Origin of the sequence: Fulvimarina pelagi HTCC2506, assembly GCF_000153705.1 — a bacterium.
Taxonomy (GTDB): Bacteria; Pseudomonadota; Alphaproteobacteria; order Rhizobiales; family Rhizobiaceae; genus Fulvimarina; species Fulvimarina pelagi.
Window position 1 is genome coordinate 3066349 of record NZ_DS022272.1, and the last position, 26326, is coordinate 3092674.

Consider the following 26326-nt stretch of genomic DNA (forward strand, 5'->3'; position numbering starts at 1 on the left):
ATTTCCCAGCTAAAGGCAAATCAAAGCTGACGATAGGAGCGATCCGTGTCGTGAATGAAGGCCGCGAATCTGGCCTTCAACCGGTTGTCGCGTCCATTGTCCCTGAACTCACCGTTCGAGCCGCCGACTTTTCAGCACCCTGGAGATCCCTACCTGGGAACCAACGACGGACGCTCCACGACGCAAAGCACCCGGACAAAAGATCATGGCCGCCACAAGCGAAAGCGCGGTGCCTGCGGAGACGCATGAGCGCGGCGGCATTGGTACGCTTCTGACGACGCTCTTCGCCTTCGCTTGCGGAGCGCTCGCCGCAAATCTCTACTACGCCCAGCCGCTGGTCGCGCTGATCGGGACCGATACCGGGCTGTCGGTCTCGCTGGAAAGCTTCATCGTCACCGCCGCCCAGGCGGGTTATGCGATCGGGCTCGTTTGCCTGGTGCCGCTCGGCGATATCCTTGAAAATCGCAAGCTGATCCTAGGCACGATGGGCTTAAACCTCCTCAGCCTCGCCGGGCTCGCGCTTCTGCCGGGTCTCGGGAGCCTCTTTGCGATGACGCTTGTCGTCGGCGTGACCTCGGTCGCCGCGCAGATGATCGTGCCGCTCGCGGCCAATTTGGCACCCGCGAACCAGCGTGGTGCAGTGGTCGGCAACGTGATGACCGGCCTTCTCGGCGGCATCCTGCTCGCCCGGCCGATCGCGAGCTTCCTTGCGGATTACGTCGGCTGGCGCGGCGTCTTCGGCGTGTCGGGACTTGCGATCGGGATCATCCTTGTGATCGGTTTCTTCTTCATTCCCCATCGCCAGCCAAGTGGCGGGAAGGGCTATGGCGAGCTGATCGGCTCGCTCGGCCGCCTCTTCTTGACCGAGCCTGTACTGAGACGGCGCGGGCTCTACCATGCGGCGATGTTCGCGGCCTTTTCGGTGTTCTGGACGGCCGCGCCGATCATCCTCCTGCGCGAGCCGTTCGGCTTCTCGTCGACCGAGGTCGCGCTCTTCACGCTGGCGGGCGTCTTGGGCGTCTTCGCGGCGCCTGTCGCCGGCCGATTGGCCGATCGCGGCCACACCCGGACGGGAACCATCGTCGCGATCGCGCTGGCGATCTTCGCTTTCGTCCTCGCCTGGTTCGGCGAGACGACGTTCTGGCCGCTGCTTCTGGCCGGCATCGTCATTGACCTCGGCGTGCAGGCCAATCTGGTGCTCGGCCAGCGCGAGATCTACCAGCTCGACGAGTCGATCCGGAACCGGCTGAACGCGGTCTACATGACGACCTTCTTCCTCGGCGGCGCGCTCGGTTCGGCGCTCGCGAGCCCGCTTCTCGAAAATTTCGGCTGGACGGCGATCTGCCTCGTCGGCGGCGGCATGCCGGCGGCAGCGCTCGCCTATTTCGCGCTGGTCGAGGGGCGGGCGTCTTCGGAAGAAGGCTGAAGCGCTTCCCACTTGTCGAGAAAGACCTCGACCGGAAGTTCGGCCATATCCGGCACGGCCTCAAACAGGGTTTCTGCCGGCCAGTCCCACCAGCGAAGTGCCCGAAGCCTTGCGACGGTCTTTTCGGCGAACCGCTTGCGCAGCACTTTCGCCGGAACGCCGGCGACGATCGCATAAGGCTCGACATCCCGTGTCACCACCGCATTCGCGCCGATCACCGCGCCGTCGCCGATCGTCACGCCCGGCATGATGACCGCGTTCTGGCCGATCCAGACGTCGTGGCCGACGCTGACCCGCCTTGCCCGGCGTTCGTCCTGGAAGACCTGATCGACCGGGCGCCAGCGGAAATATTCGTTCGGCCGATAGGCGATCTTGTGGGTGGTCACCCGGTCCATGGGGTGGGCGAGCGCGTTGATCCGCACATTCGGCGCGATCGAGCAGAAGCGGCCGACCGTCGCGTAGGTCGCGTGCCCGCCGGGCTCGAAATAGGAATAGGCGCCCACCTCCACCTCGCGAAGCGTAACGCGCGGGCCGATCTCGGCATAGTCCCCGAACCGGCATCCTTTGGTCGTCGCGCTCGGATGGATCTTCGGTTCCGGGTCACGGAACCTCAGCGCGAGATGTGATGGGTCCTGCTCTGGATCGTAGGCGGGCATGATGATAACCGAAAGGCTCTGGCGGCAGGCGCGAATGACGGCCGCCACCGGGATTTGCATTACGGGTTCAGGATGGCCAATTCGACGGGAAATGGCGAGGCCCCGCCTTTCGGGCCATGGAGTATGCGCCTGGCCCTGGTGCTTCTCACGACGCTCGGCGCGGCCATATCGTTCGGTGCCGTCGCGGGATGGCTCGCCTATGGCGAAGCGATCTTCATGAACGCCGTCGCCGAGGGCTGGGCGCTCTGCTTCTAACCCCGGCCGTGATGGATCGAAAGAATCTCGTACAAGGGACGTCATGAAGGCATTTCGAATTGCGCTTTGGGTCGCCGCCGCTCTGCTCGCCGGCGCGACGCTCGCCGTGTTCTGGTCGATGCAGGGGGCAAACCAGAATGCGATTGCCAACGAGCCGTACGGCTCACCCTTCCAGCTGGTCGACCAGAACGGCGATCCGGTGACGGAACAGGCTCTGCGCGGCCGGCCGTCCGCGGTCTTCTTCGGATTCACCCACTGTCCGGAAGTCTGCCCGACCACGCTCTACGAACTCTCCGGCTTCCAGAAGGAGATCGCCGCTGAGGGTGCCGAGCCGTTTCAGATCGTCTTCGTCACCGTCGACCCCGAGCGCGACAGGCCGGAGACGCTGAAGAGCTACGTCGAATCCGTAAGCGACGATGTCCTCGCCATCACCGGCGAACCGCAAGCTGTGGCCGAGATGCTCAAGGGCTGGGGCGTGATAGCCGAAAGAGACGGCGAAGGCGAGAACTACAACGTGAACCACACCGCGACGACCTTCCTGATCGACGAGGAAGGCCGGCTCGACGGCACGATCGGATACGGTGAAGATCCGGAGATGGCGCGCGGAAAACTGGAACGCTTGTCCGGCGTCTGAACCCTTTTCGCATAAAGGGCGGCAGCCGTCGGTCCGGCGGTCCCGCGGCGCCCATGGGCCGGTTGCGTCTTGCCGCCATATGAGGCAGGGCTGCGCCTTCGCCTGGCCGGCTCGGTCTTTTCCGCGCCGCAACACGGACTATTCTAAAGTCCTCGTCACCTCACGGATCGGACCTGAATGAGCGATCTCGCCTTCCAACTTGCGCTGATCGGCCTGGCCGGCATCGCCGCCCAATGGGTTGCCTGGAAGGTTCAACTCCCGGCGATCGTGCTGCTCCTCGCCGTCGGCCTTCTCTTCGGTCCGCTGCTGAACGTGATGAACCCGGCTGTCGATTTCGGCGAGCTCTATACGCCCCTCGTCTCGACGGCTGTGGCGATCATCCTTTTCGAGGGCGGCCTGACCCTGAACTTTCGGGAGATCAAGGAGACGTCGAGGGCGGTCAGGCGTATCGTCTTCTTCTCCGGCCCACTTGTCTGGATGCTGACGGCGCTTGCCGCCCATTATGTCGGCGGCCTTTCCTGGACGACCTCGATGGTGCTCGGCGCGCTCCTCGTCGTCACCGGACCGACCGTCATCATGCCGCTCCTCAGGAACGCAAAGCTGAAGAGCCGGCCGGCCTCGATCCTCAGATGGGAAGCGATCGTCAACGATCCTCTCGGCGCGCTCTTCGCGGTCATTGCCTTCGAGGGTTATCTCGTCCTGCACGGCAGCCACGAGGCGGAGGGGCTCGCCTTTTCGCTCGTGATGGCGCTTCTCCTTGCGATCGGCGGCGGCATTGCCGCCGGCCGGGCGCTCGGCTGGCTGTTCGCGCGCGGCCAGTCGCCGGAATATCTGAAAGCCCCGATCCTTTTTGCCGCCGTCGTCGGCATGAACGCGGTGACGAATCTCGTTCTGGAAGAGGCCGGACTTCTGACGGTCACCGTCATGGGCATCACCATGGCCAACGCGAAGATTTCGTCTCTTGGGGAACTGCGCCGCTTCAAGGAGACGATCACCATCCTTCTCGTCTCCGGTCTCTTCATCGCGCTCACCGCCTCGCTTCGCATGGAGACGCTCTATAGCCTCAGCTGGCAGGCACTGGGCTTTATCTTTCTGGTTCTCTTCGTCATCCGGCCGATCGCCATCGGCCTGTCGACCATCGGCGTCGGGCTGGACTGGAAGGAACGGCTCTTCGTCGGCTGGATCGCGCCGCGCGGTATCGTCGCCGTCGCGGTGGCGGGCCTCTTCGGTCAGACCCTCACCCAGATGGGCGTCGCCGACGGCCAGGACATGATTGCCTACACCTTCGCGGTTGTGGCCGTGACCATCTTGCTGCACGGCTTCACGCTTGGGCCGCTGTCGAAGCTGCTCAATCTGAAGGCGGCGGTCCGCCCCGGCATTCTGCTTGTCGGTGCTTCGCCCTTCACGATCGCTTTCGCCAAGCGCCTCAAGACGGACGAAGTGCCGGTGCTGATCGCCGACGACAACTGGACGCATATTTCGGATGCCCGCTATGCCGAGATCGAGACCTGGTACGGCGAGATCCTGTCGGAAGCCGCCCACCACAACCTCAATCTCGCGCGGTTCGACCACATGATCGCGGCGACCGACAACGATGCCTACAATGCGTTGATCACCACGGACTTCGCGCCCGAGATCGGCCGCTCCGACGTCTTTCAGATCGGCCGCAACGGCAATTCGGAGCGGCGATCGATGAACTTCACCATCGGCGGGCTGCCGCTGTTCCAGCCAGGCAAGACCTATAACGAACTCAACGAGATGATCGAAAAAGGTTGGGTCTTCCAGTCGACACGACTCACCGAAGAGTTCGACTATGCCGACTTCCGCGACGCGCGTCCGCCTGAAACCCAGATGATCCTCTGGATCAAGCCGTCCGGTGCGATCGTGTTCTCGACGCTCGAAGGCATCAGCGACCCGGTGAGCGGCGACCGGATCATCTCCTTCGTGCCGCCCCGGCTCGCCCGCGAGAAGGAGAAGATCGAGAAGGCGAGCACCGAGCGGGAGAAGCGTCAGGAGCGCGCCCGCCAGACCATCGAAATCGTGACAAACAAGGCCTGAGCGAGACCGAAGTGCAGATCCGTTATTTTGCGCAGGGGCCCAAATCCGAGGCAGAACGGTGGTATTCGGCGCTGGAACAGGCCTTCGAAGACGAGGGCGCGCCGCTCGCGATCACCGAAATCGACGAGGCGAGGCAGATCTTCGAGGCGGCGGCCTATCTCGACGTCGAAGAGGGCGAAGACCGAGCGGATGAGTTTGCGGCCGCCACCGGGATTCCTTCAAGCAAGGTCGGACGCGAGGAACTTCCCGACAAGGACTGGATGGCCGAAGTGCTGGCGGGGCTCAAGCCGGTCCGCGCGGGGCGCTTTCTTGTGCATGGACGGCACGACCGCGCGAAGGTACAGCCGAACGACATCGCCATCGAGATCGAGGCCGGCATGGCCTTCGGAACAGGCCATCACGGCACGACGGCGGGATGCCTCCAGCTGATCGGCGAGGAGATTCGCCGCAAGCGGCCGAAGGCGGTGCTCGATCTCGGCACTGGCAGTGCCGTGCTCGCCATCGGCGCCGCGAAGCTCGGGCGTTTGCCGGTGCTCGCGACCGATATCGACCCGGTCGCCGTCGACGTCGCGCGGCAGAATGCGGGCGCGAACGGTGTTTCACGTCTCGTCGATGTCGCGATCGCGACGGGCTTCCGCTCGCCGAAGATCCGCGAGCGCGGGCCCTTCGATCTCATCGTGGCGAACGTGCTGGCGGGACCGCTGAAGGCGATGTCCCCCGATTTCGCCCGCCATCTGGCCCCGAGGGGCCGGATCATCCTCTCCGGAATCCTCACCCACCAACGCCGCTCGGTCCTGGCGGCTTTCAGCAACCAAGGCCTCTACCACCGCCGCACGGTGACGATGGGAGAATGGGTGACGTTGCTGCTGGGCCGCTGAATGGCTGGAATGGGTGGTTTGCGGTCATTCACAAGACCGCTCACCAATGGCAGCTTTTCGTGACGAAGCACCAGCTTGGTGTTGTTGCTTTGCTATGTAAAACGATCGTTTTATATATGGGTCTATGATTGAACCGAAAGGCCTATCATGGACACGACCAACAAGCTCATTGCGGCAGCCGAGCGGCTCTTCGATCGCCACGGTTTCGTGGCGACCGGAATGGACAGACTGACCGAAGCCGCAGGCATGTCGAGCCGGACGCTCTACAAGCATGCCGGCAGCAAGACACAACTGATGGCGTGCATACTCGGCGAACGCGACCGAAGGTTCATGGCAAGACTTGACGTTGGAACGGTGGAGGCGCTCTTCAAAGTCCTCGATGACTGGATTCGCATCGAGGGAACACGCGGATGCCTGTTTCTGAGATCGAATGCGGAAACCGGCGGCGACACGCCGGAAATCGCCGAGGCCGTCAGGATGCATAAGACGGCGTTTCAGAACCAGGTCGCCCGGATCGTTGCAACGGACCTCGGTCATGAAGATCCGGAGATTGCCGAACAGATTCTCGTCCTCTTCGAGGGTGCGACCCATGCGGCGATCTATCGAGGCGAGGGAGCGGTGCGCGCTGCACAGTCCGCCGCAGCGACCCTCATCGAACGGGCAAGGTCATGAGCCCCGCCCTTCGCATCGGTGCCGTCGGCTTCGCTCTCATCGCCGTCTGCTACGGCTTCGCCCGCTTCGCCTTCGGATTGTTCCTGCCGCAGATCGACGGCGATCTCACCCTCGGCCCCTCGCTCGCCGGTATCATTTCCGGCGGCTCTTTTGCCGGCTATTGCATCGCCATCATCGTTTCGGCGATTTTGACCGAGCGGATCGGGGCACGTGCGGTCGCAACGGCCGCGGCGATCGTAGCCGCGATAGGAATGGCGGTGATCGCGCTCGCATCGACACCCTTCTTTCTCGCCGTCGCCGTTCTCGTCGCCGGATCGAGCACCGGGCTCGCGTCTCCGCCTATGGCCGCGGCGGTCGCCGTTGCGGTGCGCGAGCGCCGGCAGGATGTGACCAACACCGTCATCAATGCCGGAACGAGTGCGGGCGTCGCTCTAACAGGGCCGGTCGCCCTTCTCATGGCCGGACAGTGGCGCCTCGCCTTTGCAGCGTTCGCTGCGGTCGCGGTCGTTCTTGCCCTCGCCGCCGCCTTTGCACTGCCGAACGCAGGAAGCAACAAGAACTTGAGCGGCTTTCCTCCGATGAACGGTCCGGTCCTTCGGCTCGTGGCCGCTTCGTTCCTGATGGGTGCTGCGAGCACCGCTCTCTGGTCCTTTGGAGGGCAGATCGTCTCGGAACGTCTCGGCTGGGGGCCGACAGGGACCGGCATGATCTGGAGCGCGATCGGCGCAGGCGGCATTGCCGGGGCATGGGCGGGGAGCCTTGTCAAACGCTTCGGCCTCGACACCGTCCATTGGACATTCCTGGGATTGATGTCGACAGGCATCCTTGCGGTCGGCCTTGGCCCGGCGATATCCGCAATCGTGTTGGCAGGCGGCGCATTCTTCGGAGCCGCCTATGTCATACTGACGGGGGTCTATCTGATCTGGGGTGTCCGCGCCTTGTCGGAGCGTCCTGCGACGGGGCTCATGATCGGATTTCTCACCATCGCCATCGGTCAGACGGCTGGTTCGCCGGTGTTCGGGCTCGTTTTAGAGAAAGCGGATCTCAAAGCGGCAGTCACTGGCTTTGCCATCATTGCGCTTATTGCCGGCGTTTTCCGCGCCCGGCCCGCAACGGCGGTCGCTTCCGTATAGCCCCTGTCGAGGTTCAGGCCACAATTTCCCGAAGCGGACATTCGCTGCGCGATCGTCGCATGTCTTCTTCGGGTCGGAAGCCGCCGCTTGAATTCGACATCGTAACGAGAAAGCCCGCGCTGTTCCCAGCACGGGCTTTCGTTTGTCGTATCTGGCTTAAATTATCCGCAAATCCTCAGCGCCGTGGGCTCGCGGGATCGTGCGGAGCGCTGCGGCTCATTTCGTCGATGTCGCGGCCGTAGAGCGCGAGGTTATTGCGGACATAGGCGCGAGCCTGACGCTCGCGTGCTTCGATCATGCGGTCGAGCGCAGTGCGAAAAACGCCTTTGGACGGCGATGCCTTGCGCATGGACAGATCCGTGTAGCTGTTCGTTGCCATGCTAGTCTTCCCCTTCTTGGTGTAGCGTTGGCTGTCTGTCTCCCTGCCATGCAATATGGAGAATGCCGACGCGGTCGGGCAGGCGCCGGGATGCATAGCTCCTTCGCACTTGTTGCAATGCGAAAAGAACCAGCATCAAGCTTTCGGTAAGCCTCTTCTGATCCGCGGAGAGCAGGCTCCCTTGCCGCGTTGTTCTCGCGCAGACTGTTCGGGCGCGATAAGAGCGAGCTCATAACGGCGGGAAACGTGGAAGGGGAAGGCGAGGATGTTTCAGAGTTTTGACGAGGTGAGTGAGTGCTCGCACAGTGCGGAGCGTGTGGCGCGTCTGCGTGAGCGCCTTGAAACGCTCGGTGTCGACGGGTTCGTCGTTCCGCGTGCCGACCGCCATCAAAACGAATATATTCCCGAGCGCGACGCGCGTTTGAAATGGCTGACCGGCTTTACCGGTTCGGCCGGCACCGCCGTGGTGCTGGCGGATCGAGCTGCCGTCTTGTCCGACGGTCGTTACACGATCCAGCTGCGCGAGCAGATCGACCTGGAGGTTTTCGATCCAGTCAACTCCGTTGAGACTTCGCTCGACGACTATCTGAAAACGAATGCCAAGGGTCTTGCCATCGGGATCGATCCCTGGCTGACGACGATCGCAGGCGCCGAACGCCTGAAAGGCGTGATGGAAGCCGATGGCGGCCGTCTGGTGACCCTTGACGCGAACCCGATAGACGAACTTTGGAGCTACAAGCCCGCTGCATCACAGGCGCCGGTCGTACTCCATCCGATCGAATTCGCGGGCAAGTCGGCTGCCGACAAGATTTCCGAGGTCGCCGAGGCCGTGTGCAAGGCAGACTGCGATCTGACGGTGCTGACCGACCCGGCTTCGGTCTCCTGGCTCTTCAATATCCGCGGCAAGGATGTTGAGCACACTCCACTCGTGCTCTCCTTTGCAACGGTCTCGAAAGAAGGCCATGCGGTCCTCTTCGTCGATCCAGGCAAGCTCGACGACGGGACTCGTAGGGTTCTCGAAACAGTTGCCGCGATCGAGGCCTATGACGATTTTTCCAATCGATTGCGAGCCCTCTCGGCCGGGGCGAAGATCGGTCTGGACCGAGGCCTTGCGGCCGCCGCCATCGGCGAGATCGTCGGTGTGGCGGGAGGTACGGTCGTCAAGCTCGAAGATCCTGTCAAGGCGCTGAGGTCGCGCAAGAACGAAGCGGAGATCGCCGGCACGCGCGCCGCGCATCGGCGGGACGGGGCGGCGATGGCGGCCTTCCTCGCCTGGCTCGACCGGCAGGCACCGGGCTCCGTTACCGAGATCGAGGCCGCGAAAGCGCTGGAGGACAGCCGCCGGCGTTTCGGCGAAGAGGACGGGCAGCCGCTTCAGGATATTTCGTTCGACACGATCTCCGGTTCCGGTCCCCACGGCGCGATCGTTCACTACCGTGTCACCACGGGGAGCGACCGCTCGCTTCAGGCCGGCGAACTCTTCCTGGTCGATTCGGGCGGCCAGTATCGCGACGGGACGACCGACATCACCCGCACGATCCCGATCGGCGGGCCGAGCGGCGAGATGCGCCGCATGTTTACGCTGGTCCTGAAGGGCATGATCGGCATCTCGCTTGCGCGTTTTCCCAAGGGCTCGCGCGGCGTCGATATCGACGTTCTCGCCCGGGCCGCGCTCTGGAAAGCCGGTGCCGACTATGCGCACGGCACGGGCCACGGCGTCGGCGCCTTCCTGGCGGTCCACGAGGGACCGCAGTCGATCTCGCGGCGCGGCATGGTGGCGTTGGAGCCTGGCATGATAGTCTCCAACGAGCCGGGCTACTATAAGGAAGGCGCATACGGTATCCGCATCGAGAACCTCGTGCTGGTGACGCCCGAAGCGGAGATTGCCGGCGGCGACAAGCCGATGCTCGGCTTCGAGACCCTGACGCTCTGCCCGATCGATCGCCGGCTGATCGATCCCTCTCTGCTGGTGCCGGAGGAACGGGCCTGGCTCGACGCCTATCACGCGCGGGTGCGGGAAGAGATCGCGCCGTTCCTCGACCCGGACGATGCCGCCTGGCTTGCCGAAGCGACAGCCCGGCTCATATCAGAAAGTGACTGACCCTTAGGACGACGAGGCTGCGCATCGCATCGAAACGGCTGGAGGAGTACAGCGAAGATGGACATTCAACGCGGCGAAGACCGGTCGATTCACCCGGCACCCACCGAACATTTTACCGGAGACGTTCAGATCGAGTGGCTGTTCGCAGCGCCTGATCCGGCTCGCGTCAACGGCGTTCGTGTCACCTTCCAGCCGGGCGCGCGCACGGCGTGGCATACCCATCCGCTCGGCCAGACCCTCTACATCACTGAAGGGAAAGGCCGCGTCCAGCGCGATTGCGGCGCGGTCGAAGAGGTCGGTGTCGGCGACGTCGTGATGTTCGCACCGGGCGAAAAGCACTGGCACGGCGCAACGAGCGACAGCACGATGACCCATATCGCAGTTCAGGAGCGACTCGACGGCAGCCATATCGACTGGCTCGACAAGGTGACCGACGCCGAATACGAGGGCGAGGCTTAAGCCTCGGTTTGCCGCCTTCGGACGAACGGACGGCTTTACCGGCATTTCCCGCGTGACTATCTCTCGGGAAACGATGGAACGGATCTCTCGAGGCAATTGACCATGAAGCTCAGTTATTTCGCCTGGGTGCGCGAGCGTATCGGGGTCGCGGACGAAGAGGTCGCCCTGCCGGCGGGCGTCGCGACGGTCGCCGATCTTCTCGGCTGGCTGAAGGGCCGCGGCGAGAACTACGAGTTCGCGCTTCAGGCGCCCGAGATCATCCGCGTTGCGATCGACCAGGAACATGTCGATCATTCCGAACCGCTGGCTGGCGCCAAGGAAGTCGCTCTCTTCCCGCCCATGACCGGCGGCTGAACGATGGGCGCCGACGACAAGACCCCGCGCGACATTCATCGCGACATGGCCACCACCATGTACGACCGTAGTGAAGGTGCCGCGACCGTTCGGCCTGAAGGGCTGGCGCCTGCCGAGGCGCGACAGTCAGGGCCTCAGGCGACGATCGCGCCGAAGGTGACCGTCTCGGCCGAGCGTATCGACATCGCGGCGGAAACAATGGCGCTGTCCGGCGAGCCGGGCGCCGGCGCGCTCGTGACCTTCTCGGGCTTCTGCCGCGACGAGGACGGCCGGCTTTCGGCGCTCGAACTCGAACACTATCCCGGTATGGCCGAACAGGAGATCGGTAAGATCGCCGAAGAGGCGGCCCAGCGCTGGCCGCTGATCGCAGTGCGCGCGGCCCATCGCTACGGCAAGATCGCGCCAGGCGAAGAGATCGTCTTCGTCGCCTGCTCCTCGAGACACCGCGGCGCGGCCTTCGAGGCAGCGTCCTTCATCATGGACTTCATGAAGACCAAGGCGCCCTTCTGGAAGCGCGAGCATCTGAAGGACGGGTCGGTCGGTGGCTGGGTAGAATCGAAGGCGACGGACGAGGCCGCTGAGGACCGCTGGCACAGGATATAAGGAAGCAGGAGGCTTTCAGCCCCCGACGAAGTCGTCTGCCTTGTAGCCCTGCATGTAGAGAAGCGCGGTGAGATCGCCGAAGTCGATCCGGTGTTCGGCGCTCGCGGCCACCGAGGGCTTTGCGTGCAGCGCAACGCCCGCGCCCGCGAGGCGGATCATGCCGAGATCGTTCGCGCCATCACCGACCGCCACCGCGTCCCGGACGTCGACGCCACGCATCTGCGCGATCTCGATGAGCGCGGCGACTTTAGCGTCCGATCCGAGGATGGGCTCGGCCACCGTGCCGGTGAGCGTGCCGTTTTCTTCCAGCAGCGTGTTGGCGCGGGTCTCGTCGAAGCCGAGCTTTGCCGCGATGACTTCTGTAAAGGCGGTGAAGCCGCCTGAGACGAGGGCCGTGTAGCCGTTGTTCGCCCGCATGGTCGCGACCAACGTCTCGCCGCCGGGGGCGAGCGTGATGCGCTCTTCAATCACTTTGGCGATGACGCTGGTCCGCAGGCCTTTCAGCAACGCCACACGCTCGCGGAGGGCGGATTCGAATTCGATTTCGCCGTTCATCGCCCGCGCGGTGATCTCAGAGACCGCTTCCTTCGCGCCGATCTCAGCGGCGAGCTCGTCGATGCATTCCTCACCAATCATGGTGGAGTCCATGTCGGCGATCAAAATCGACTTGCGTCGCTCCGCGCTCGGCTGGAGCACTGCATCGATCCGCTGGCTTGCCGCGAGACGCCTTGCGGCGTCCCATGCGCCGGGCAACGGCTCGCGGTCGAGGTTAAGGTCGGATGTGTGGGTCGGGTGCAGCTTGTCTTCGCTCGTGACATAACCGAGGACGTCGCCGATCTTCGCTATCAGCTCCCTCTCCAGGCCAGTCGAGCGGGGTGGGGCGATCAGCGTTGCGACGAACATGAAGAGGCGAAGATCCTGACCAAAAAGGTTCCAGAAGCCGTTCTGATAGCCGGGCCAACTGCGAGCGGCAAGTCGCGGTTGGCGATGGAGATCGCTCAGGCGACCGGCGGGTGGATCGTCAACACCGACGCGCTTCAGGTCTATCGCGATCTGCCGATCCTGACGGCGCGGCCGACCGCAAAGGACGAAGCGACAGTGTCGCACCGGCTCTACGGTATTCTCGCGGCAGACGACCCCATGTCGGCGGGGCGCTACATCCGTGCGGTGTCCGAGATCATGGATGAGTGTCGCCGACAAGGGCGCTTGCCGATCTTCTGCGGCGGGACGGGCCTGTATTTCAAGGCATTGCTCGGCTTGCTCGATGCGATGCCGCAGGTGCCGGATACGGTACGGCAAAAGTGGCGGTTGCGCCTCGCCGAGTCCGGCCCGAAGACGCTTCATTGCGAACTTCAGGCCGTCGATCCGGTCGCGGCCGGGCGCATCGAGCCCCAGGACGGCCAGCGGATCGTCCGCGCGCTCGAAATTCAGGAGGCGACCGGAACGCCGCTCAGCCGGCTTCAGGCCCGCAAGGGCGAGGGCATTCTCGATGAAGACGAAACGCTGAAGATCGTGCTGACCCCCGATCGTGCGGTTCTGCGCGAGCGGATCGCCAAGCGTTTCGACCGGATGCTCGAGGCCGGCGCGATGGACGAAGTGCGGGAGTACCTCTCTCGGCGGCCTGACGCGGGACGTTTCGTGGAAAAAGCAATCGGTTTCACCGAACTTTCTCAAGTTCTTGCCGGCCAAGCGGCGGCGGCGGAAGCGAAAGAGCGGGCGATCACGCGGACCCGGCAATACGCCAAGCGGCAGGAGACCTGGTTCCGCCACCAGTTCGACGAGAGCTGGCTGCGCTGCGCGGATGTCGAGGATGCACGCGCGCGCGTCCTGCCAGTTCTAGAGGGGCGTGAGCTCTAACCGTCGAACAGGCTGCCTTGCGCCCTTTCGGCCTCCGGGGGCGTCGCCTTCTTTCGCTTTCGCGGTGCGGCTGGGCGCGTGCTGCCCGGTGCCGCCTCTCCGCTGGCGAGTGCGCCGATCCTATTGTTGCCGGCGAATTCGACGGCGAAAGCCGTTCCGGGCGGAAGGAGCGCCGGATCGGTGATCGGCACATCGCCCTCTCCGCGAATGATCGTGTAGCCCCGCTCCAGAACCCGCTTTGGGCCGAGACCGGAGGCGACGCGCCAGGTCTGGCGGAGCCGTTCGCGTCGATCCTCCGTCAACCGCGTGCGGGCGCGATCGAAGCGTTCGCTCACCGTGTCGAGCTTCAGACGCGCCGCCTCGCTTCGCGCCTTGAGGCCGATCGGCTGGAGGTTCGCGGTAATCCGCTGAAAAAGCTGGCGCTGGCGCGATAGGCGGCCAGCCATCGCCTGTTCCGCTTCGAGGGCGGCATGCCGCAGGCTGCCCCGCTTCTCGCGGATCGCGCCTTCGAGGGTGGAGAGCGAGAGCCGCGCCGCAACGCCGCCAAATGTCTGTCGGCTTTCGGAAACCACGAGCAGAAACTGCGAGCCGAGCCCAGAGGCGGCGTCGTCCAGTCGTCTGCGAGGAAGCGCCAGCAGCATGTCCGGCGAAGGAAGCGCCCGTGCGGTCTGGACGACCTGCCGACGATCGTGGTCGAGTCGGCGGGAAATTGCGTTGCCCTGCCTTGCATGAAAGGCTGCGACGTCGGCGAGCAACTCCGCGCGCACCGGAACTGCGATCTCCGCAGCGCCCGTCGGGGTGGGTGCCCGGCGGTCGGCGACATGATCGATCAGCGTCCAGTCGGTCTCGTGGCCGACGGCTGAGATCAACGGGATATCGGAATCAGCCGCGGCCCGGACGACTGCCTCGTCGTTGAAGCCCCAAAGGTCTTCGAGACTCCCGCCGCCACGCGCGACGATGAGGACGTCCGGACGTGGGATCGGTCCATCAGGCTCGAATGCGTTGAAGCCCGTGATCGCCCGCGCCACCGCATCGCCCGACCCCTCGCCCTGCACCTTCACCGGCCAGACGAGCACATGGACCGGGAACCGGTCGGTAATGCGGTGCCGGATGTCGCGGATGACGGCGCCGGTCGGCGAGGTCACGACGCCGATGACGCGCGGCAGGAAAGGAAGGCGCTTCTTTCGCTCCGGCGCGAACAGGCCCTCGGCTTCCAGCTTGCGCCGGCGCTCATCCAGAAGCGCCATCAGGGCGCCGGCACCCGCCGGCTTAATGTCTTCGATGACGATCTGGTATTTCGACGAGCCGGGATAGGTCGTCAGCCGACCGGTCGCAATGATCTCGAGCCCCTCCTGAGGTTTGAATGCGAGGTTCGAGAAGCTACCGCGCCAGATCACGGCATCGATCCGCGCCTTGTCGTCCTTCAACGCAAAATAGGCATGGCCTGAGGAATGGGGCCCGCGATAGCCGGACACCTCCCCGCGCACGCGGACATGGCCGAAGGCATCCTCGACAGTGCGTTTCAGCGAGATCGAGATCTCTGAAACGGTAAACTCTGCGACGTTGGATGGGGGATCGTTGTCGAGGAGGCTCATGAAACGAACCGAGCCATTTCCACGAAGAACAGTCAAGCGCACTGCGCGCCGCGGCAAGGATCACCCATGGTGTTCCTAGAGCGCGCAGCCCGCAGAAAATCGGCGCCGGTCTCCGACATTCCCGCGTCGATAAGGGAGGATATCGGATGAAGCCTTCGACGCTTGCAATCATCGCTCTTGCCGTTTCGGGCATGGTCTTCACCGTGCCATCCGCTCTCTCGCAAGGAATGATGAGCGGCCTTGACCTCACCTCCGACCGGATGACCAAGGCGGCCATGACCCGCGAAGAGGTGATGGCACTCTTGTCGGCGTCGAGTTCCGAAAAGCCTGCGAACTTGCGGTCTGCCGAGCTCAATGGCCTCGACCTTTCGGGTCTCGAGTTCAAAGGCGCGGACATGACCAGCGCGTACCTCAACGACGCCAATCTTTCGGGCGCGAAACTTGCTGGCGCCAAGCTCGATCAGGCCTGGGCGATGCGAGCGGATTTCTCGGGCGCCGATCTGTCCGGTGCGAATCTGTTCCAGGCACAGCTGCGAGATACGAATTTCACCGGCGCGAACCTTAAAGACTCCCGTCTTGCCGCCGACCTTACCAATGCGACCCTAGTCGATGCCGATCTCTCCGGTGCCAATCTCTCGGCCGACATGGAGAATCAGTCCATGGGCATGATGCGCGGCGTCATGAACTCCGCCGACCTTACCAATGCGCGTCTCGTCGGCACGGACCTTTCGCGCGCGGCGGCCGAATTCGCAAATTTTGAGAATGCCGACCTGACGGGCGCCAATTTGCTGCGCGCCGAGATTGCCGGCGCGAAGTTCACCGGTAGCAATCTCGAAGGTGCTGACTTCGAGAAAGCGGACCTGCGCTCGACGAAGTTCGTCGACGTGAAGGGGAAGGCGAAGAATCTGGATCGGTGACCTGCGAAAGGCTCTTCTCGCGCATCAGGACGCGGCTACGAGTTGGACTTCGATGCCCCAGGGATCGGTGGCGGCGGCGCCCATTTCGCTCTCTTGCACTTCGAAACCAGCTTGCAAGCATCGTTCGACGGCAGACGACAGTCCCTCTTCGTCGGCATAGGTCACCGTGTAGGACCTAAGCCCCGCCGAGCCCTCCGGCGCGGGTGCGCCGCTGCGCGAGGCCCAGATATTTGCGCCCACATGATGGTGATAGCCGCCAGAGCCGAAGAAGCCGGCGCCGGGATAATCGACCTGCTTGGCAAAGCCGAGGACCCCACTGATATAGCTTTCCGCGGCGGCGAGGTCCGCAACCTTCAGATGAATGTGACCGAGCCGCGTGCCAGCCGGCAGTCGAGCTTCGCCTTCCGGCGGCATCGCGATCATTAGCGATTCGAGATCAAGCGGATCAGTCGCCATACGGATATCGCCTGCGAGGCCAAGCGGCCAGTCCTTTCGCGGCCTGTCCCAGTAGACCTCGATGCCGTTGCCGTCCGGATCGTCGAGATAGATCGCCTCGGTGACGAGGTGATCCGAGGCACCAGTCAGTTGCACGCCGATTGTCTGGGCATGGCCGAGAAAGGCGGCGAGATCGGCCCGGCGCGGCAGGACGTAGGCATTATGAAAGAGACCTGTCGCCGAGCGCGGCGCCGACTTGGCGTCCGGGTCATGAACGAGGCTGAGGAGCGCGGTGCCCCCGAGACCCAGCACGGTCCGCGAGCTAGTTTCGTCGATCACTTCGAAGCCGAGCGTCCTGCCGTACCAGTCGGACAGACGCTTCAAATCAGACGTTGCGAGTTCACTGGACGCGACATGGATCGGCATGTCGGAGGGATGTTCGCTGGCGGCCATGTCCGTGCTCCGCTGTTACCATCCGGCAGCGACGGAGCCCGGCTTGCCGCGCTGCGCGCGGATGATCCGGGTTTCCGGAAGATGGTGGATCTGTGCAATCGGCTGGGCCGCTGGCGCATTGGCCGGCACGAGGTTCGCGAGACTGTCGCGGATATGGTCGACCAATGCTGTGACGATAGCCCCGGAAGCATTGGCTGAGCGTAGCACGCCGATCGCCGTATGATTGAGCTTGGGAAAGCCGTCGCGCTCGCCGAGAATGCGCATACCGGGCCGGAGCGCACATTCCGGCAGCACGCCGATCGCAAGCCCGGCGAGGACGGCGGAGATCAGCACCTGCGCCGACCAAGAGCTGAAGAGGACGTTGTATCGCCGTCCCGCCCGCTCCAGCGCCTCGATGCCCTCGCGGCGCCATTTGCAGTCCGCACGACCGACCGCGAGCGGCACGATGTCCTTCAGATGCGCCTCGTGCGCGCTCGAAGCCACGAAATGCAGTGGCTCGTGGCGCACGATGTCGAGTTTCGCGCCGTCCGTACCGCAATCGGAGACGAGCGCAACGTCCAGCCGGCCCTTGGCAATCGCGTCGGCGAGATTGGAGGACGGCTCGCAGGCGATGGACAGTTCGACCAGCGGGTTCGAGCGCGAGAAGCGCGCCAAGATTTCAGGCAAAAAACGTTCTGCGTAATCGTCCGGCAGGCCGATGCGGACCGCGCCTTGCATGGCATTCTCGTCGAAAGCCGAGAGCGTTTCCTGGCTGAGCGTCAGCATCCGCCGCGCATAGGAAAGAAGCCGCTGGCCGCTGTCGGTCACCTCGATCGCCCGGCCATTGCGCTCGAAGAGTCTGGTTCCGAGCCGTTCCTCCAGCCGTCGAATCTGCATGGAGACCGCCGACTGGGTCTTGAAGACGTCCTCCGCTGCCTTGGTGAAGCTTCCTGCATCGACGATGGCCACGAAGGTGCGAAGCTGTTCAAGATCGACAGGGGATGTCATGGGAATGCTCCATCAGCAAAATCGATGTTAGAGATTACAAACATTCGTTGGATCGATCAATAGCCGATGGTTATCTGTCGTTTCGTCAGGAAGAAACTTTGAAGCGTTCGCAGCCATTCCGGCTCGGCGCTTCTCTTTTTCCTCACGCCCGACGGCTTTCGAGAAAGGATACAAAGCCATGGCGATCTTCCAGAAGACCACGACCGGCGATTTCACCCATTCGATCGGCGAAGGCATCCGCCTCGCAGGCGCCGCCCTACGCGCCATCGCCACAACTATGGTCAATCGCCGCGCAGCCCGCCAACTCTCCGATCTGCCGGACTATCTTCTGAGCGATGTCGGTTTGAAACGCGATGACGTCTACGAGGCACTCAACCGCGACTGGCGTTGCGACCCGACCTACCTCCTGTCGATGAAGGCCGCCGAGAACACGACGAGAGTTCGCCAGCATTGAGCGGGTCTGGCGCATGCCATGCCGTTGACTTGATATGAAAGGGCCGGGAGTGTTGATGTCCCGGCCCAATCCATAATGGCCACAGGGCCCGTCCGAGGTCAGGCGCCGGATGTCTGGGCGGGACCGGTCACTTCGAAATTACCCGGGGCGGCCGCTTTCTCGGTGAACAACAGTTTGTCGATACGCTGGCCGTCGAGGTCCACCACCTCGACCCGAAAGTTCTCCCATTCGAAGATTTCGCCTACGCCCGGGATATGGCCGATCTGTTCCAGCACGAAACCGGCGACGGTCTCGTAGTCGCGATCTTCTGGAAATTCGATGGTCTTCAGCTTGTAGGCGAAAGCGTCTACCGGCATGGCACCGTCGACCAGCCAGGAGCCGTCTTGGCGACGGAAAGCGGACACGTCCTCTTCAGCACCCTCGGGGAGCGAGCCGGCAATGGCCGTGAGGATGTCCTGCGGCGTCGCAATACCTTCGAATGAGCCGTATTCGTCGAGCACCACGGCGATGTGCAGGTTGGCCTTCCGGAACGCTTCGAGCAGTTTCAGGATCGGCATTGCCTCGTTGACGTAGAGCGGTTTGCGCATTGCCGTCTTGAGGTCCATCCGACCCTCACGTCGCTGCAGTTCGAAGAGATCCTTCGTCTGTACGATGCCGACGATAGCGTCCTCCTCCGTATCCAGCACGGGGAAGCGTGAATGGCCCGCCCTGATGATCTCCTCGAAGTTCTCGTCTTCACTATCGTGCACGCTGAGCCAGTCGACGTCCGGCCGCGGCACCATGATCGAGCGGACGTTTCGGTCGGCGATGCGGATGACGCCTTCCAGCATCTCCCGCTCCTTTTCCTTGAAGACTCCGAGTTGCGTCCCCTCCTTGATCATCGAGCGCACGTCTTCTTCCGTAACCTCCTCCTCCTTGTCGTCTTCGCTGACGAATGGTTTCGTCACGACCTTCGTCGAGAATTCCAGAAGCCAGACGATCGGCGCACCGATCCGCGCCATCATCCGCATGGTCGGCGCGACGAAGGAGGCGACGGCTTCGGACCGCGAAAGCGCAAGGCGCTTCGGAGCGAGCTCGCCGAAGATCAGCGAAAGATAGGTGATGACCACGACGACCGAGACGAAGGCGAGATCGTAGGCTACCGCCTCGAGACCAGGCAACTCCCGCAGCACCTGCGCCAGAGGTTCGGCGAAGACCGAACCGCCATAGGCGCCGGCGAAGATGCCGACAAGCGTAATCCCGATCTGCACCGTCGAGAGAAAAGTCGTCGGATTTTCCGATAGCTTCAGCGCCGCGTTAGCGCCGCGTTTTCGCTGCTTCGCCCGCTGTTCGAGCCGAGACCGCTTGGCCGAGACAACGGCGAGCTCGGACATGGCGAAGAAGCCGTTGAGAAGGATCAGTCCGAAGACGATCAAAGCATTGAAGATGAGCACGGCGCGGCGACCTAAGGGCTGACGGAGCGGTTCTGCGGTCTCCCGCGGCGACTGGGATCAACGCGGAGAACGATCGAGCGTTGCGATCGAAATATTTGGGACCGCCGAGCTCACTAGCAGCCTCAGCCCTTCTTTGTCTCTCCATCCTTGAGGGGATTGGCCTCGAAGAGCTCGGTCATGCGCTTCAGATAATCGGCCTGCATTTCCGCGCTCGCATCCATCAGGCGGCCGAAGCCGGCTGGGTCCGGCACAAGTGGCGGGGGTTCGGTGGTCTTGGTCACCTCCTCCGGGAGGGACCGTTCCCGATCGTCATCGTCCTCGGTCGCCTCATTTGCAGGGGTTGCGGAAGTCTTCGCCGAGAGTCCTTTGGAGAACCCTTCGAAGATGGCGAAGAATGGCAAGGTTGGTGGCTCTCCACCGCCTGTCTCCGAAGATCGGGTACGCTCCTCCTCCTTCGGCGCGATGGCGTTCTTGGCGGCCATGAAGGGCATGGGCGGGAGCCACGGAAGCGGGCCTTGGAAGGCATCCGCGAATACGTTGCTCAATCCCTCAGAGCCCGTGCGGCGTGAGCCGGCCTCGCCTGGTGTTCGCGCGAAGGCTTCGATCGCATTGGCGCTACGGCGCATCAGGTCGGCGACGTTGGCCGGAACGTCGGTCGGATCAAATTCACCGTTTTGCGGTCCGCGCAAGAAGGTGGTTCCGACCATCTGCATCATCGTCTGCATCGCCATCAACGTCAGATTGCGCATGAGGGGACGAACCGTGTCGGGCGCGGTTCCGGTGACCGACGAGACTTGCCGCGACACCGCATCGACGAGCGTGTTCGAGCCGAACAGGCTGTCGGTCAGGGACTTCACCTCCGGCATGCTCGCGGCTTTGCGGGAGGTCGGATCCATCGAACCGAAGAAGGGCGCGAACTGCTGTGAGATATTGGCCGCTGTGACCGGGTTCGACATCGCGCGCATCATGGCGAGCGAGAAGGCCGGCGCAAGGGCCTGCGCGGTGTCCTGCAGCTCGCTTGGACTGAGATTGTAGGCGCTGGCGAGACGATCTGCAGCCAGCCCTGAGTCGGACGCAGTGAGCCAGTCGAAAAAATCGGTCATCGTTACGCCTCCCGCGCGGTCACGTCTTTTCGCCTATCCCGTCATAGGAAATTGGTTCTGTCAAAGAAGCTGCAAGGTCGTTTCGAGCAATAATCCTGGCAGAGCGATCGTTGAGGCGGTTTCATCAGACGAGCGACGTTGAATGGACTCGCCCGACGCCCTCAAATCCAGGGCACCCAGCATTGTCCGCCCTCGATCCTTTGCTCAGATCGAAAACTCAGTAGGCAAGGTTCTTGAAGACCTGCTGCATCGACCGCTCCCATTGGTCTTCGTATAGTCGGACCAGTTCTTCCGCCGAGGTGGTGCCGCGGGCGACGACTTCCTCGAGCGGAGCAAGGAAAAAGCTCTCGTCATTGCCTTCGTCATTCTTGTTGGCCCTGTCGATCAGGCCTTCCCGAGCGATGCGGACGCACTCGCGCGCGACATCGAGCACGGTCCCGTCGCGGAACGGGGTTCGGAAGCCCTCCTTCGGCACCCGTCGGCGAAGCTCGGAGATCTCTTCGAAGGTGAAGTCGGCCGTCATCTCCTCGACCTTGTCGAGTGCGCCCGGCGCGTAAAGGAGGCCCACCCAAAAGGCCGGGAGTGCGCAGATGCGCCGCCATGGACCGCCGTCAGCCCCGCGCATTTCGATGAACCGCTTCAGGCGCACATCAGGGAATAGGGTGGAGAGATGGTTGGTCCAGTCGCCCATATTGGGCTCGGCGTCGGCGAACCGTCCATTCAGCGCGCCGTCGAGGAATTGGCGGAATGTGACATCGGTCGCGCGGTTATAGTGGCCGCCGCGTGAGACGAAGTACATCGGCACGTCGAGCGCCCATTCGACATAGTCTCGATAGGTAAAACCGTCCTCGAAAACGAAGGGCAGGAGGCCGGAGCGATCGTTGTCGACATCGTGCCAGACTTCCGAGCGCCAGGAGACAAGTCCGTTAGGCTTGCCCTCCGTAAAGGGCGAATTGGCGAAGAGGGCGGAGGCGACCGGCTGGAGCTTCATCCCTATCTGCATCTTCCGACGCATGTCGGCTTCGTCGGAAAAGTCGAGATTGACCTGGATCGTCGTCGTGCGCAGCATCATGTCGAGGCCGCGCGTGCCGACTTCCGGCATATAGGCGCGCATGATGTCGTAGCGCGATTTCGGCATGATTGGGGTTTCGTCGAGCGTCCATGTCGGCGAGGAACCGATGCCGAGAAAGCCGATGCCGAGTTCCTTGGCGATCGAGCGCACCTCGGCGAGATGCTTGTTCGATTCCCGGCAGGTCTCGTGAATCGTCTTCAACGGGGCGCCGGACAGCTCGAACTGGCCGCCCGGTTCCAGCGAAATCGCGCCACCTTCCTCGTCGTTGAAGAGGCCGATGATCCGGCCGTCGTCCTCGATCGCCTCCCAGCCCGAAAGTGCCTTGAGGCCTTCGAGAATCTTGGCGATACCCCGATCCCCCTCGTAGGGAACCGGCGAAAGGTCGTCGAGATAGAAAGCGAACTTCTCGTGCTCTGTGCCGATTCGGAAGTCGCTGGCAGGCTTTTCGCCACTTTTGAGGTAAGCAGTCAGATCGTCGATCGAGCCGATCGGCGTCGCGTTGCTCGTGTCGCGGGCCATGGGAGTCCTCTCCAGTCTGAGGCGGGCGTCGGTGTTCTCCCGATTTTGCCCGGTACCGTTCTTGCGCCCGTCAGGCTGCGCGGCAAGACGCTGTTCGATGCGACACGCCGTTCATAGCTCTAGGAAATCACGTGGCAGGTTTCCAGTCGCCGCACACTGCCTGTACCATCGTCAGTGCCGCGACGGCTGCGGTATCCGCGCGCAGGATGCGTGGCCCTAGGGAGATCGCGGTGGTGAATTCGGCCCCGAGAAGGCTCACACGTTCGTCCTGCGAAAAACCCCCCTCCGGACCGATGATAAGGCCCTTGCGGCCGTCACCAAGTTCCCGAAGGGCGTCGATTGGGCTCGCCGCATCCATTTTTTCGTCGCAGAAGACGAGGGGAATGGAGGAAGACCAATTGCTAAGCAAGTCGTCGAACTTCACCGGTTCGCGGCATTCGGGGATAGCGAGTATGCCGCACTGCTCGGCCGCCTCGATCGCGTTTGCTCTTATTTTATCGGTTCGGACGCGATGATTCTGCGTGCGGTGGGTGAGAACGGGCTGGAGGATCCCGGCGCCCATCTCGACCGCCTTCTGGACCATATAGTCAAGTCGACCGACCTTAAGCGGAGCGAAACAATAGATGAGATCGTAAGGTGGCTGCTGCACACGAACCTTTGCGACCGGAAAGAGATCAAGCTTCTTCTTGCTAGCCTTCCGAAGCTCCGCGCGCCATTCGCCGTCCTGCCCATTGAACAGGAGGACGCTGTCGCCTTCGTCCTTGCGCAGCACATTGAGAAGGTAGTTCGCCTGAGGCGATGTCGCCGCGATCGGCGTATCGGCAGTGATGCGTTCCTCGACGAAGAGACGTGGGCTTTTGAAATCGTAGTCGGGCATGATTTGACGCAGTGTTCGGAGCCTCTTGCGGCGCAACTTAAGCCGGCAGGCGCCGTTGTCACCGCAATCTGATCGACGGATATCGCACAGGACGAAGGCAATCATGGACTTGAAAATTCGCGACCGCGTCGCGCTCATCACCGGCGCGACCGGTGGCATCGGCTACGAGACGGCGAAGATCCTCGCCGATGAGGGCGTAAAGCTTGTGCTTTCGGATCTTCAGATCGAGGACCTGGAGAAGGAAGCGAAGAGCCTCCCGACCGAAACGATCTGTCTGAAGGCCGACTGTACGGACCAGGGCAGCATCGATGCCATGGTCGAACTGGCCTATCAGAAGTTCGGCACGATCGACATCGTCGTCCATACCGCCGGCATCACCGGCGCCAAGGGCCATCCGCTTGAGATGAAGGACGCGGACTACCGCGAGGCTTGGGACATCGACTTTCTCTCGGCCGTCCAGATCGCGCGCGCCACCTTCCCGAAGATGCGCGAGAACGGCTGGGGCCGCTATGTGACGATCACTTCTGAAAACGCGGTCCAGCCCTACTGGGACGAGGCGACCTATAACACCGCGAAGGCAGCGCTCGCGGCATTCATGAAGAACCTCTCTTATCAGGAGGCAGCGCACGGCATTCTCTGCAATTCGGTTGCACCAGCCTTCATCGAGACGGCGATGACCGACGGCATGATGGAGAAGCGGGCAAAGGAGATGGGCGTTTCATTCGATAAGGCCGTCGAATCCTTCCTCGACGAAGAGCGCCCCGGTATCGTTCAGAAGCGGCGCGGCCGGCCCGAAGAGGTCGCGGCGGCCATCGCGCTTCTGGTTTCAGAGCGCGGCTCTTTCATCAATGGATCAAACCTCCGAGTCGACGGTGGTGCGGTTCAGTCGGTCCAGAACTGACGGCTGCATTTTCTGACCCTACTAATCGAAGAAAAAGAAGCGGCACCGGCTCGGTTGCCGCTTCTTGATTGTCCGTGTTGTATCGGCTCTTCCTAATTTCGCGGACCGTCGATCCGGCTTGGCGCGATCGGATCGGAAGCGGGGAAAGTCTCATCGAGAGCCTCGTCGATCTCGCTTTCACTGTAGTCTTTACCGCGCTTTCGGGCGGCGCGCTTATCTTCGGCCTTCCCGAATTTCCTCTCGCGCGGGGGCGGGTTCATGGCGTCGTCGAATGCGGAGTCATCTTTGGCTCGCATCGGAAACCTCCTTTCGAGCTCGAAACACTTGCGCCCTCGCTGTCGGCGAAGGCAGCCGAACGAGGCGCAAGTGTATGACCGTTTTGCGAAAAATCCCGCAGGCTGTGTTCGGTTCCGGCTTGGCGGCGCGCAGTTATATGTGCGGATCGCGGTGATCCCGGCGTTGAACCCGCGATATCGCGCGTTTAGGCTCAAGCGAGCCGAAAGAAGTCCGAGCCGCTATCGGAGTCTCACCTTGCCGACACGCCGCATCGTCCTCTCCGCAGCCTTCGCTTTCTGCGCCATGGTAATGATCGCGAAAGAGGCAACGGCGCAGGGAGTGACCGGCGACAGTTTCGTCGCCTCCGAAAGCTGCCCCGCCTTCCAGTCGATCCGCAAGGGCACCAATCCAGGCGAGGTCTCGACGGTGCAGGGCATTCAATACGAGATAATCGACGTCAACGGAAACGATCCGACCCACTACCGCATTCGCATGCCAGAAGCTCGACCGCAGGAGCGATGGGTCGCGATGGAATGCGGCAGTCTGGCCAGTGCCTCTTCGGTTCAATTAAGCGAAAGTCCCTATGGTGATCCGCGTGGTGCAAATGCGCTCGCGGAAGCGCTTGGTGGTCCGTCTGGCAAAGCGGCGGCTACCGCACCAAGCGAAGCCACCGATCAGCAATCGCCTTCCGGCACCTATGTGCTTGCGGCCAACTGGCACCCTGCTTTCTGCGAACTGCGCCCGCGTAGCCGCGATTGCCGCTCCGGCGGCATGGAGGACGGGTTCAAGCTGCACGGCCTCTGGCCGCAGCCAAGGAACAATGAATATTGCGACGTTTCACGACGCGACATCGCCGCTGATCAGCGGGGCCAGTGGCGCGATCTTCCTGAACCCCAGATCACGATGGCGACGGAGCAGGCGCTCGCCAAAGCGATGCCGGGCATGGTCGCTGACCTTCATAAGCATGAATGGATCAAGCACGGCACCTGCTACGAGGCGGATGCGGAAGAGTATTTTACGGATTCGCTCGCCCTCGTCGAGAAGCTCAACGCCTCGCCGGTCGGCAAGCTCTTCCGCAGCAATCGCGGGCGCGAGTTGACCAGTGAAGAGGTCCGCGCCGTATTCGACGATGCGTTCGGACGAGGCGCCGGCAAGCGCGTGCTGGTTGATTGTAACGATGATGACGGACGCAGCATCATCAACGAACTACAGGTTAATCTGGAGGGCGAAATTACGCCCGAAAGCGATCTTGGCGACCTCATCTTGAACGCCTCGACATCGCCACCGGGCTGCCGTTCAGGCATCGTCGATCGCAGCGGCAGTCAGTAGGTAGGGCCGGCATCACTGGTTTGGTGAGAATTGTTTCAAGCTGCAAATTTAACGTGACAATCCGCATCGGAAGCTATATGGACGACGCTCACTGACCGACGGCTGTTTCAAAAAATGCCGGCCAAGCGACGGCACGAAAAAAAGCCGGGTACAAGACCCGGCCTGAAAAAGTAGGGTTCGCTGAACCCTTGGGAGGAAACAGTCGGTCCGATCGGATTGGGAGGAGGTAATCGTTTCGTCCCGACTGAACGGAAACTAGACATTGCTGCACTGCAGCGCCATCCTCAATCTTGAAAAGCAGCCATGCGTCTTTTGCATAGCTCAATGCGATGATAGGGCTTTTCTATCGTGCGGGCGTCGCGCACGGCATCAATGTGCAAACTGATACTCTGATTCTTTAAAATTGCAGCTGCTCGTCGACGGATCGATACTTGCTAACCCTAATTGTCGGAACCATGCGCGATAAGGCATCGCGCGTTGTTTCAGTCCATGCGAAGGTCTTAATCTTCG

27 protein-coding genes are annotated in these 26326 nt (G+C 62.6%); 16 read left to right on the forward strand and 11 right to left on the reverse strand.

From position 1 onward, the window contains the following. Positions 1–205 precede the first annotated feature (205 nt). Positions 206–1426, forward strand: a complete 1221-nt coding sequence (locus FP2506_RS14340) for an MFS transporter (protein WP_007068257.1) — start codon at positions 206–208, stop codon at positions 1424–1426. Here the strand turns inward: FP2506_RS14340 and FP2506_RS14345 are convergent. Next, a complete protein-coding gene (locus tag FP2506_RS14345; RefSeq protein WP_050765162.1) occupies positions 1381–2082 on the reverse strand; it encodes a DapH/DapD/GlmU-related protein in 702 nt (233 codons plus the stop codon). The genes FP2506_RS14340 and FP2506_RS14345 overlap by 46 nt on opposite strands. A 123-nt stretch (positions 2083–2205) precedes the next feature. On the opposite strand from FP2506_RS14345, the gene FP2506_RS19375 reads away from it, so the two are divergent. The 6 genes from FP2506_RS19375 to FP2506_RS14370 all read left to right on the forward strand — a co-directional run bounded on the left by FP2506_RS19375 (position 2206) and on the right by FP2506_RS14370 (position 7712). After that, positions 2206–2337, forward strand: coding sequence for a hypothetical protein (locus tag FP2506_RS19375; protein WP_007068259.1), 132 nt, complete (start codon positions 2206–2208; stop codon positions 2335–2337). Positions 2338–2380: 43 nt separating this feature from the next. Continuing rightward, entirely contained in the window at positions 2381–2971 is a 591-nt protein-coding gene (locus FP2506_RS14350) for an SCO family protein (RefSeq protein ID WP_007068260.1), read from the forward strand. Positions 2972–3148: 177 nt separating this feature from the next. Further along, on the forward strand, positions 3149–5029 hold the full coding sequence (locus tag FP2506_RS14355; RefSeq protein WP_007068261.1) for a cation:proton antiporter: 1881 nt from the start codon (positions 3149–3151) through the stop codon (positions 5027–5029). Positions 5030–5040: 11 nt separating this feature from the next. Next, entirely contained in the window at positions 5041–5907 is an 867-nt protein-coding gene (locus FP2506_RS14360; protein WP_007068262.1) for a 50S ribosomal protein L11 methyltransferase, read from the forward strand. Positions 5908–6054: 147 nt separating this feature from the next. Further along, positions 6055–6579: a TetR/AcrR family transcriptional regulator gene (locus tag FP2506_RS14365; protein WP_007068263.1), complete on the forward strand. Its 525-nt coding sequence runs from the start codon at positions 6055–6057 to the stop codon at positions 6577–6579. Beyond that, entirely contained in the window at positions 6576–7712 is a 1137-nt protein-coding gene (locus FP2506_RS14370; protein WP_007068264.1) for an MFS transporter, read from the forward strand. The genes FP2506_RS14365 and FP2506_RS14370 overlap by 4 nt, the downstream gene beginning before the upstream one ends. 175 nt (positions 7713–7887) lie before the next feature. On the opposite strand, the gene FP2506_RS14375 is transcribed toward FP2506_RS14370, so the two are convergent. Next, positions 7888–8091: a hypothetical protein gene (locus FP2506_RS14375; protein ID WP_040489161.1), complete on the reverse strand. Its 204-nt coding sequence runs from the start codon at positions 8089–8091 to the stop codon at positions 7888–7890. A gap of 265 nt (positions 8092–8356) precedes the next feature. On the opposite strand from FP2506_RS14375, the gene FP2506_RS14380 reads away from it, so the two are divergent. The 4 genes from FP2506_RS14380 to FP2506_RS14395 all read left to right on the forward strand — a co-directional run bounded on the left by FP2506_RS14380 (position 8357) and on the right by FP2506_RS14395 (position 11608). Beyond that, on the forward strand, positions 8357–10192 hold the full coding sequence (locus tag FP2506_RS14380) for an aminopeptidase P family protein (protein ID WP_040489162.1): 1836 nt from the start codon (positions 8357–8359) through the stop codon (positions 10190–10192). 57 nt (positions 10193–10249) lie between these two features. Then, complete coding sequence (locus tag FP2506_RS14385; protein ID WP_007068267.1) at positions 10250–10651, forward strand: (R)-mandelonitrile lyase; 402 nt, start codon at positions 10250–10252, stop codon at positions 10649–10651. A gap of 102 nt (positions 10652–10753) precedes the next feature. Next, positions 10754–11005 (forward strand): molybdopterin converting factor subunit 1, encoded by a 252-nt coding sequence (gene moaD / locus FP2506_RS14390; RefSeq protein WP_007068268.1) that lies wholly within the window; start codon positions 10754–10756, stop codon positions 11003–11005. 144 nt (positions 11006–11149) lie between these two features. After that, positions 11150–11608, forward strand: coding sequence for a molybdenum cofactor biosynthesis protein MoaE (locus tag FP2506_RS14395; RefSeq protein WP_040489996.1), 459 nt, complete (start codon positions 11150–11152; stop codon positions 11606–11608). A gap of 15 nt (positions 11609–11623) precedes the next feature. Here the strand turns inward: FP2506_RS14395 and serB are convergent, their stop codons facing one another. Next, a complete protein-coding gene (gene serB / locus FP2506_RS14400; RefSeq protein ID WP_007068270.1) occupies positions 11624–12511 on the reverse strand; it encodes a phosphoserine phosphatase SerB in 888 nt (295 codons plus the stop codon). A gap of 42 nt (positions 12512–12553) precedes the next feature. On the opposite strand from serB, the gene miaA reads away from it, so the two are divergent. Next, positions 12554–13465: a tRNA (adenosine(37)-N6)-dimethylallyltransferase MiaA gene (gene miaA, locus FP2506_RS14405; RefSeq protein ID WP_425277090.1), complete on the forward strand. Its 912-nt coding sequence runs from the start codon at positions 12554–12556 to the stop codon at positions 13463–13465. On the opposite strand, the gene xseA is transcribed toward miaA, so the two are convergent. Further along, positions 13462–15060, reverse strand: coding sequence for an exodeoxyribonuclease VII large subunit (gene xseA / locus FP2506_RS14410; protein ID WP_007068272.1), 1599 nt, complete (start codon positions 15058–15060; stop codon positions 13462–13464). The two genes, miaA and xseA, sit on opposite strands and share 4 nt — an antisense overlap. Before the next feature lie 146 nt (positions 15061–15206). On the opposite strand from xseA, the gene FP2506_RS14415 reads away from it, so the two are divergent. Next, complete coding sequence (locus FP2506_RS14415) at positions 15207–15977, forward strand: pentapeptide repeat-containing protein (RefSeq protein ID WP_007068273.1); 771 nt, start codon at positions 15207–15209, stop codon at positions 15975–15977. Positions 15978–16001: 24 nt separating this feature from the next. Here the strand turns inward: FP2506_RS14415 and FP2506_RS14420 are convergent, their stop codons facing one another. Both FP2506_RS14420 and FP2506_RS14425 read right to left on the reverse strand, forming a co-directional pair. After that, a complete protein-coding gene (locus FP2506_RS14420) occupies positions 16002–16865 on the reverse strand; it encodes a VOC family protein (protein WP_007068274.1) in 864 nt (287 codons plus the stop codon). A 15-nt stretch (positions 16866–16880) separates the two neighbouring features. Continuing rightward, positions 16881–17852, reverse strand: coding sequence for a LysR family transcriptional regulator (locus FP2506_RS14425; RefSeq protein WP_007068275.1), 972 nt, complete (start codon positions 17850–17852; stop codon positions 16881–16883). A 178-nt stretch (positions 17853–18030) separates the two neighbouring features. Between FP2506_RS14425 and FP2506_RS14430 the strand changes: the two genes are divergently transcribed. Then, positions 18031–18306, forward strand: coding sequence for a DUF1127 domain-containing protein (locus FP2506_RS14430; protein WP_007068277.1), 276 nt, complete (start codon positions 18031–18033; stop codon positions 18304–18306). A 98-nt stretch (positions 18307–18404) separates the two neighbouring features. Here FP2506_RS14430 and FP2506_RS14435 read toward each other — a convergent pair whose 3' ends face one another. From FP2506_RS14435 to FP2506_RS14450, 4 genes are all read right to left on the reverse strand, one after another. Then, on the reverse strand, positions 18405–19739 hold the full coding sequence (locus FP2506_RS14435; protein ID WP_007068278.1) for a hemolysin family protein: 1335 nt from the start codon (positions 19737–19739) through the stop codon (positions 18405–18407). A 122-nt stretch (positions 19740–19861) separates the two neighbouring features. Next, positions 19862–20842, reverse strand: coding sequence for a hypothetical protein (locus FP2506_RS18990; RefSeq protein WP_007068279.1), 981 nt, complete (start codon positions 20840–20842; stop codon positions 19862–19864). Between the two features lie 217 nt (positions 20843–21059). Then, positions 21060–22433, reverse strand: a complete 1374-nt coding sequence (locus FP2506_RS14445; RefSeq protein WP_007068280.1) for a glutamate--cysteine ligase — start codon at positions 22431–22433, stop codon at positions 21060–21062. A gap of 127 nt (positions 22434–22560) precedes the next feature. Then, positions 22561–23310, reverse strand: a complete 750-nt coding sequence (locus tag FP2506_RS14450; RefSeq protein WP_040489164.1) for a 16S rRNA (uracil(1498)-N(3))-methyltransferase — start codon at positions 23308–23310, stop codon at positions 22561–22563. 103 nt (positions 23311–23413) lie between these two features. Between FP2506_RS14450 and FP2506_RS14455 the strand changes: the two genes are divergently transcribed. After that, positions 23414–24211, forward strand: coding sequence for an SDR family NAD(P)-dependent oxidoreductase (locus tag FP2506_RS14455; RefSeq protein WP_007068282.1), 798 nt, complete (start codon positions 23414–23416; stop codon positions 24209–24211). A 92-nt stretch (positions 24212–24303) separates the two neighbouring features. Here the strand turns inward: FP2506_RS14455 and FP2506_RS18995 are convergent, their stop codons facing one another. After that, positions 24304–24507, reverse strand: a complete 204-nt coding sequence (locus tag FP2506_RS18995) for a hypothetical protein (RefSeq protein WP_187289090.1) — start codon at positions 24505–24507, stop codon at positions 24304–24306. 235 nt (positions 24508–24742) lie between these two features. Between FP2506_RS18995 and FP2506_RS14465 the strand changes: the two genes are divergently transcribed. Beyond that, positions 24743–25816, forward strand: coding sequence for a ribonuclease T2 family protein (locus FP2506_RS14465; RefSeq protein WP_050765084.1), 1074 nt, complete (start codon positions 24743–24745; stop codon positions 25814–25816). The last annotated feature ends 510 nt before the right edge of the window (positions 25817–26326 follow it).

Coding starts and splice junctions, on each gene's coding strand:
- FP2506_RS14425 (WP_007068275.1), bottom strand. CDS start 17,852: ATGACATCCCCTGTCGATCTTGAACAGCTTCGCACCTTCGTGGCCATC.
- FP2506_RS14385 (WP_007068267.1), top strand. CDS start 10,250: ATGGACATTCAACGCGGCGAAGACCGGTCGATTCACCCGGCACCCACC.
- FP2506_RS14380 (WP_040489162.1), top strand. CDS start 8,357: ATGTTTCAGAGTTTTGACGAGGTGAGTGAGTGCTCGCACAGTGCGGAG.
- FP2506_RS14455 (WP_007068282.1), top strand. CDS start 23,414: ATGGACTTGAAAATTCGCGACCGCGTCGCGCTCATCACCGGCGCGACC.
- FP2506_RS18995 (WP_187289090.1), bottom strand. CDS start 24,507: ATGCGAGCCAAAGATGACTCCGCATTCGACGACGCCATGAACCCGCCC.
- FP2506_RS14420 (WP_007068274.1), bottom strand. CDS start 16,865: ATGGCCGCCAGCGAACATCCCTCCGACATGCCGATCCATGTCGCGTCC.
- FP2506_RS14450 (WP_040489164.1), bottom strand. CDS start 23,310: ATGCCCGACTACGATTTCAAAAGCCCACGTCTCTTCGTCGAGGAACGC.
- moaD (WP_007068268.1), top strand. CDS start 10,754: ATGAAGCTCAGTTATTTCGCCTGGGTGCGCGAGCGTATCGGGGTCGCG.
- FP2506_RS14355 (WP_007068261.1), top strand. CDS start 3,149: ATGAGCGATCTCGCCTTCCAACTTGCGCTGATCGGCCTGGCCGGCATC.
- serB (WP_007068270.1), bottom strand. CDS start 12,511: ATGTTCGTCGCAACGCTGATCGCCCCACCCCGCTCGACTGGCCTGGAG.
- FP2506_RS14415 (WP_007068273.1), top strand. CDS start 15,207: ATGAAGCCTTCGACGCTTGCAATCATCGCTCTTGCCGTTTCGGGCATG.
- FP2506_RS14445 (WP_007068280.1), bottom strand. CDS start 22,433: ATGGCCCGCGACACGAGCAACGCGACGCCGATCGGCTCGATCGACGAT.
- FP2506_RS14345 (WP_050765162.1), bottom strand. CDS start 2,082: ATGCCCGCCTACGATCCAGAGCAGGACCCATCACATCTCGCGCTGAGG.
- FP2506_RS19375 (WP_007068259.1), top strand. CDS start 2,206: ATGCGCCTGGCCCTGGTGCTTCTCACGACGCTCGGCGCGGCCATATCG.
- FP2506_RS14375 (WP_040489161.1), bottom strand. CDS start 8,091: ATGGCAACGAACAGCTACACGGATCTGTCCATGCGCAAGGCATCGCCG.
- FP2506_RS14370 (WP_007068264.1), top strand. CDS start 6,576: ATGAGCCCCGCCCTTCGCATCGGTGCCGTCGGCTTCGCTCTCATCGCC.
- FP2506_RS14430 (WP_007068277.1), top strand. CDS start 18,031: ATGGCGATCTTCCAGAAGACCACGACCGGCGATTTCACCCATTCGATC.
- FP2506_RS18990 (WP_007068279.1), bottom strand. CDS start 20,842: ATGACCGATTTTTTCGACTGGCTCACTGCGTCCGACTCAGGGCTGGCT.
- FP2506_RS14365 (WP_007068263.1), top strand. CDS start 6,055: ATGGACACGACCAACAAGCTCATTGCGGCAGCCGAGCGGCTCTTCGAT.
- xseA (WP_007068272.1), bottom strand. CDS start 15,060: ATGAGCCTCCTCGACAACGATCCCCCATCCAACGTCGCAGAGTTTACC.
- FP2506_RS14350 (WP_007068260.1), top strand. CDS start 2,381: ATGAAGGCATTTCGAATTGCGCTTTGGGTCGCCGCCGCTCTGCTCGCC.
- FP2506_RS14340 (WP_007068257.1), top strand. CDS start 206: ATGGCCGCCACAAGCGAAAGCGCGGTGCCTGCGGAGACGCATGAGCGC.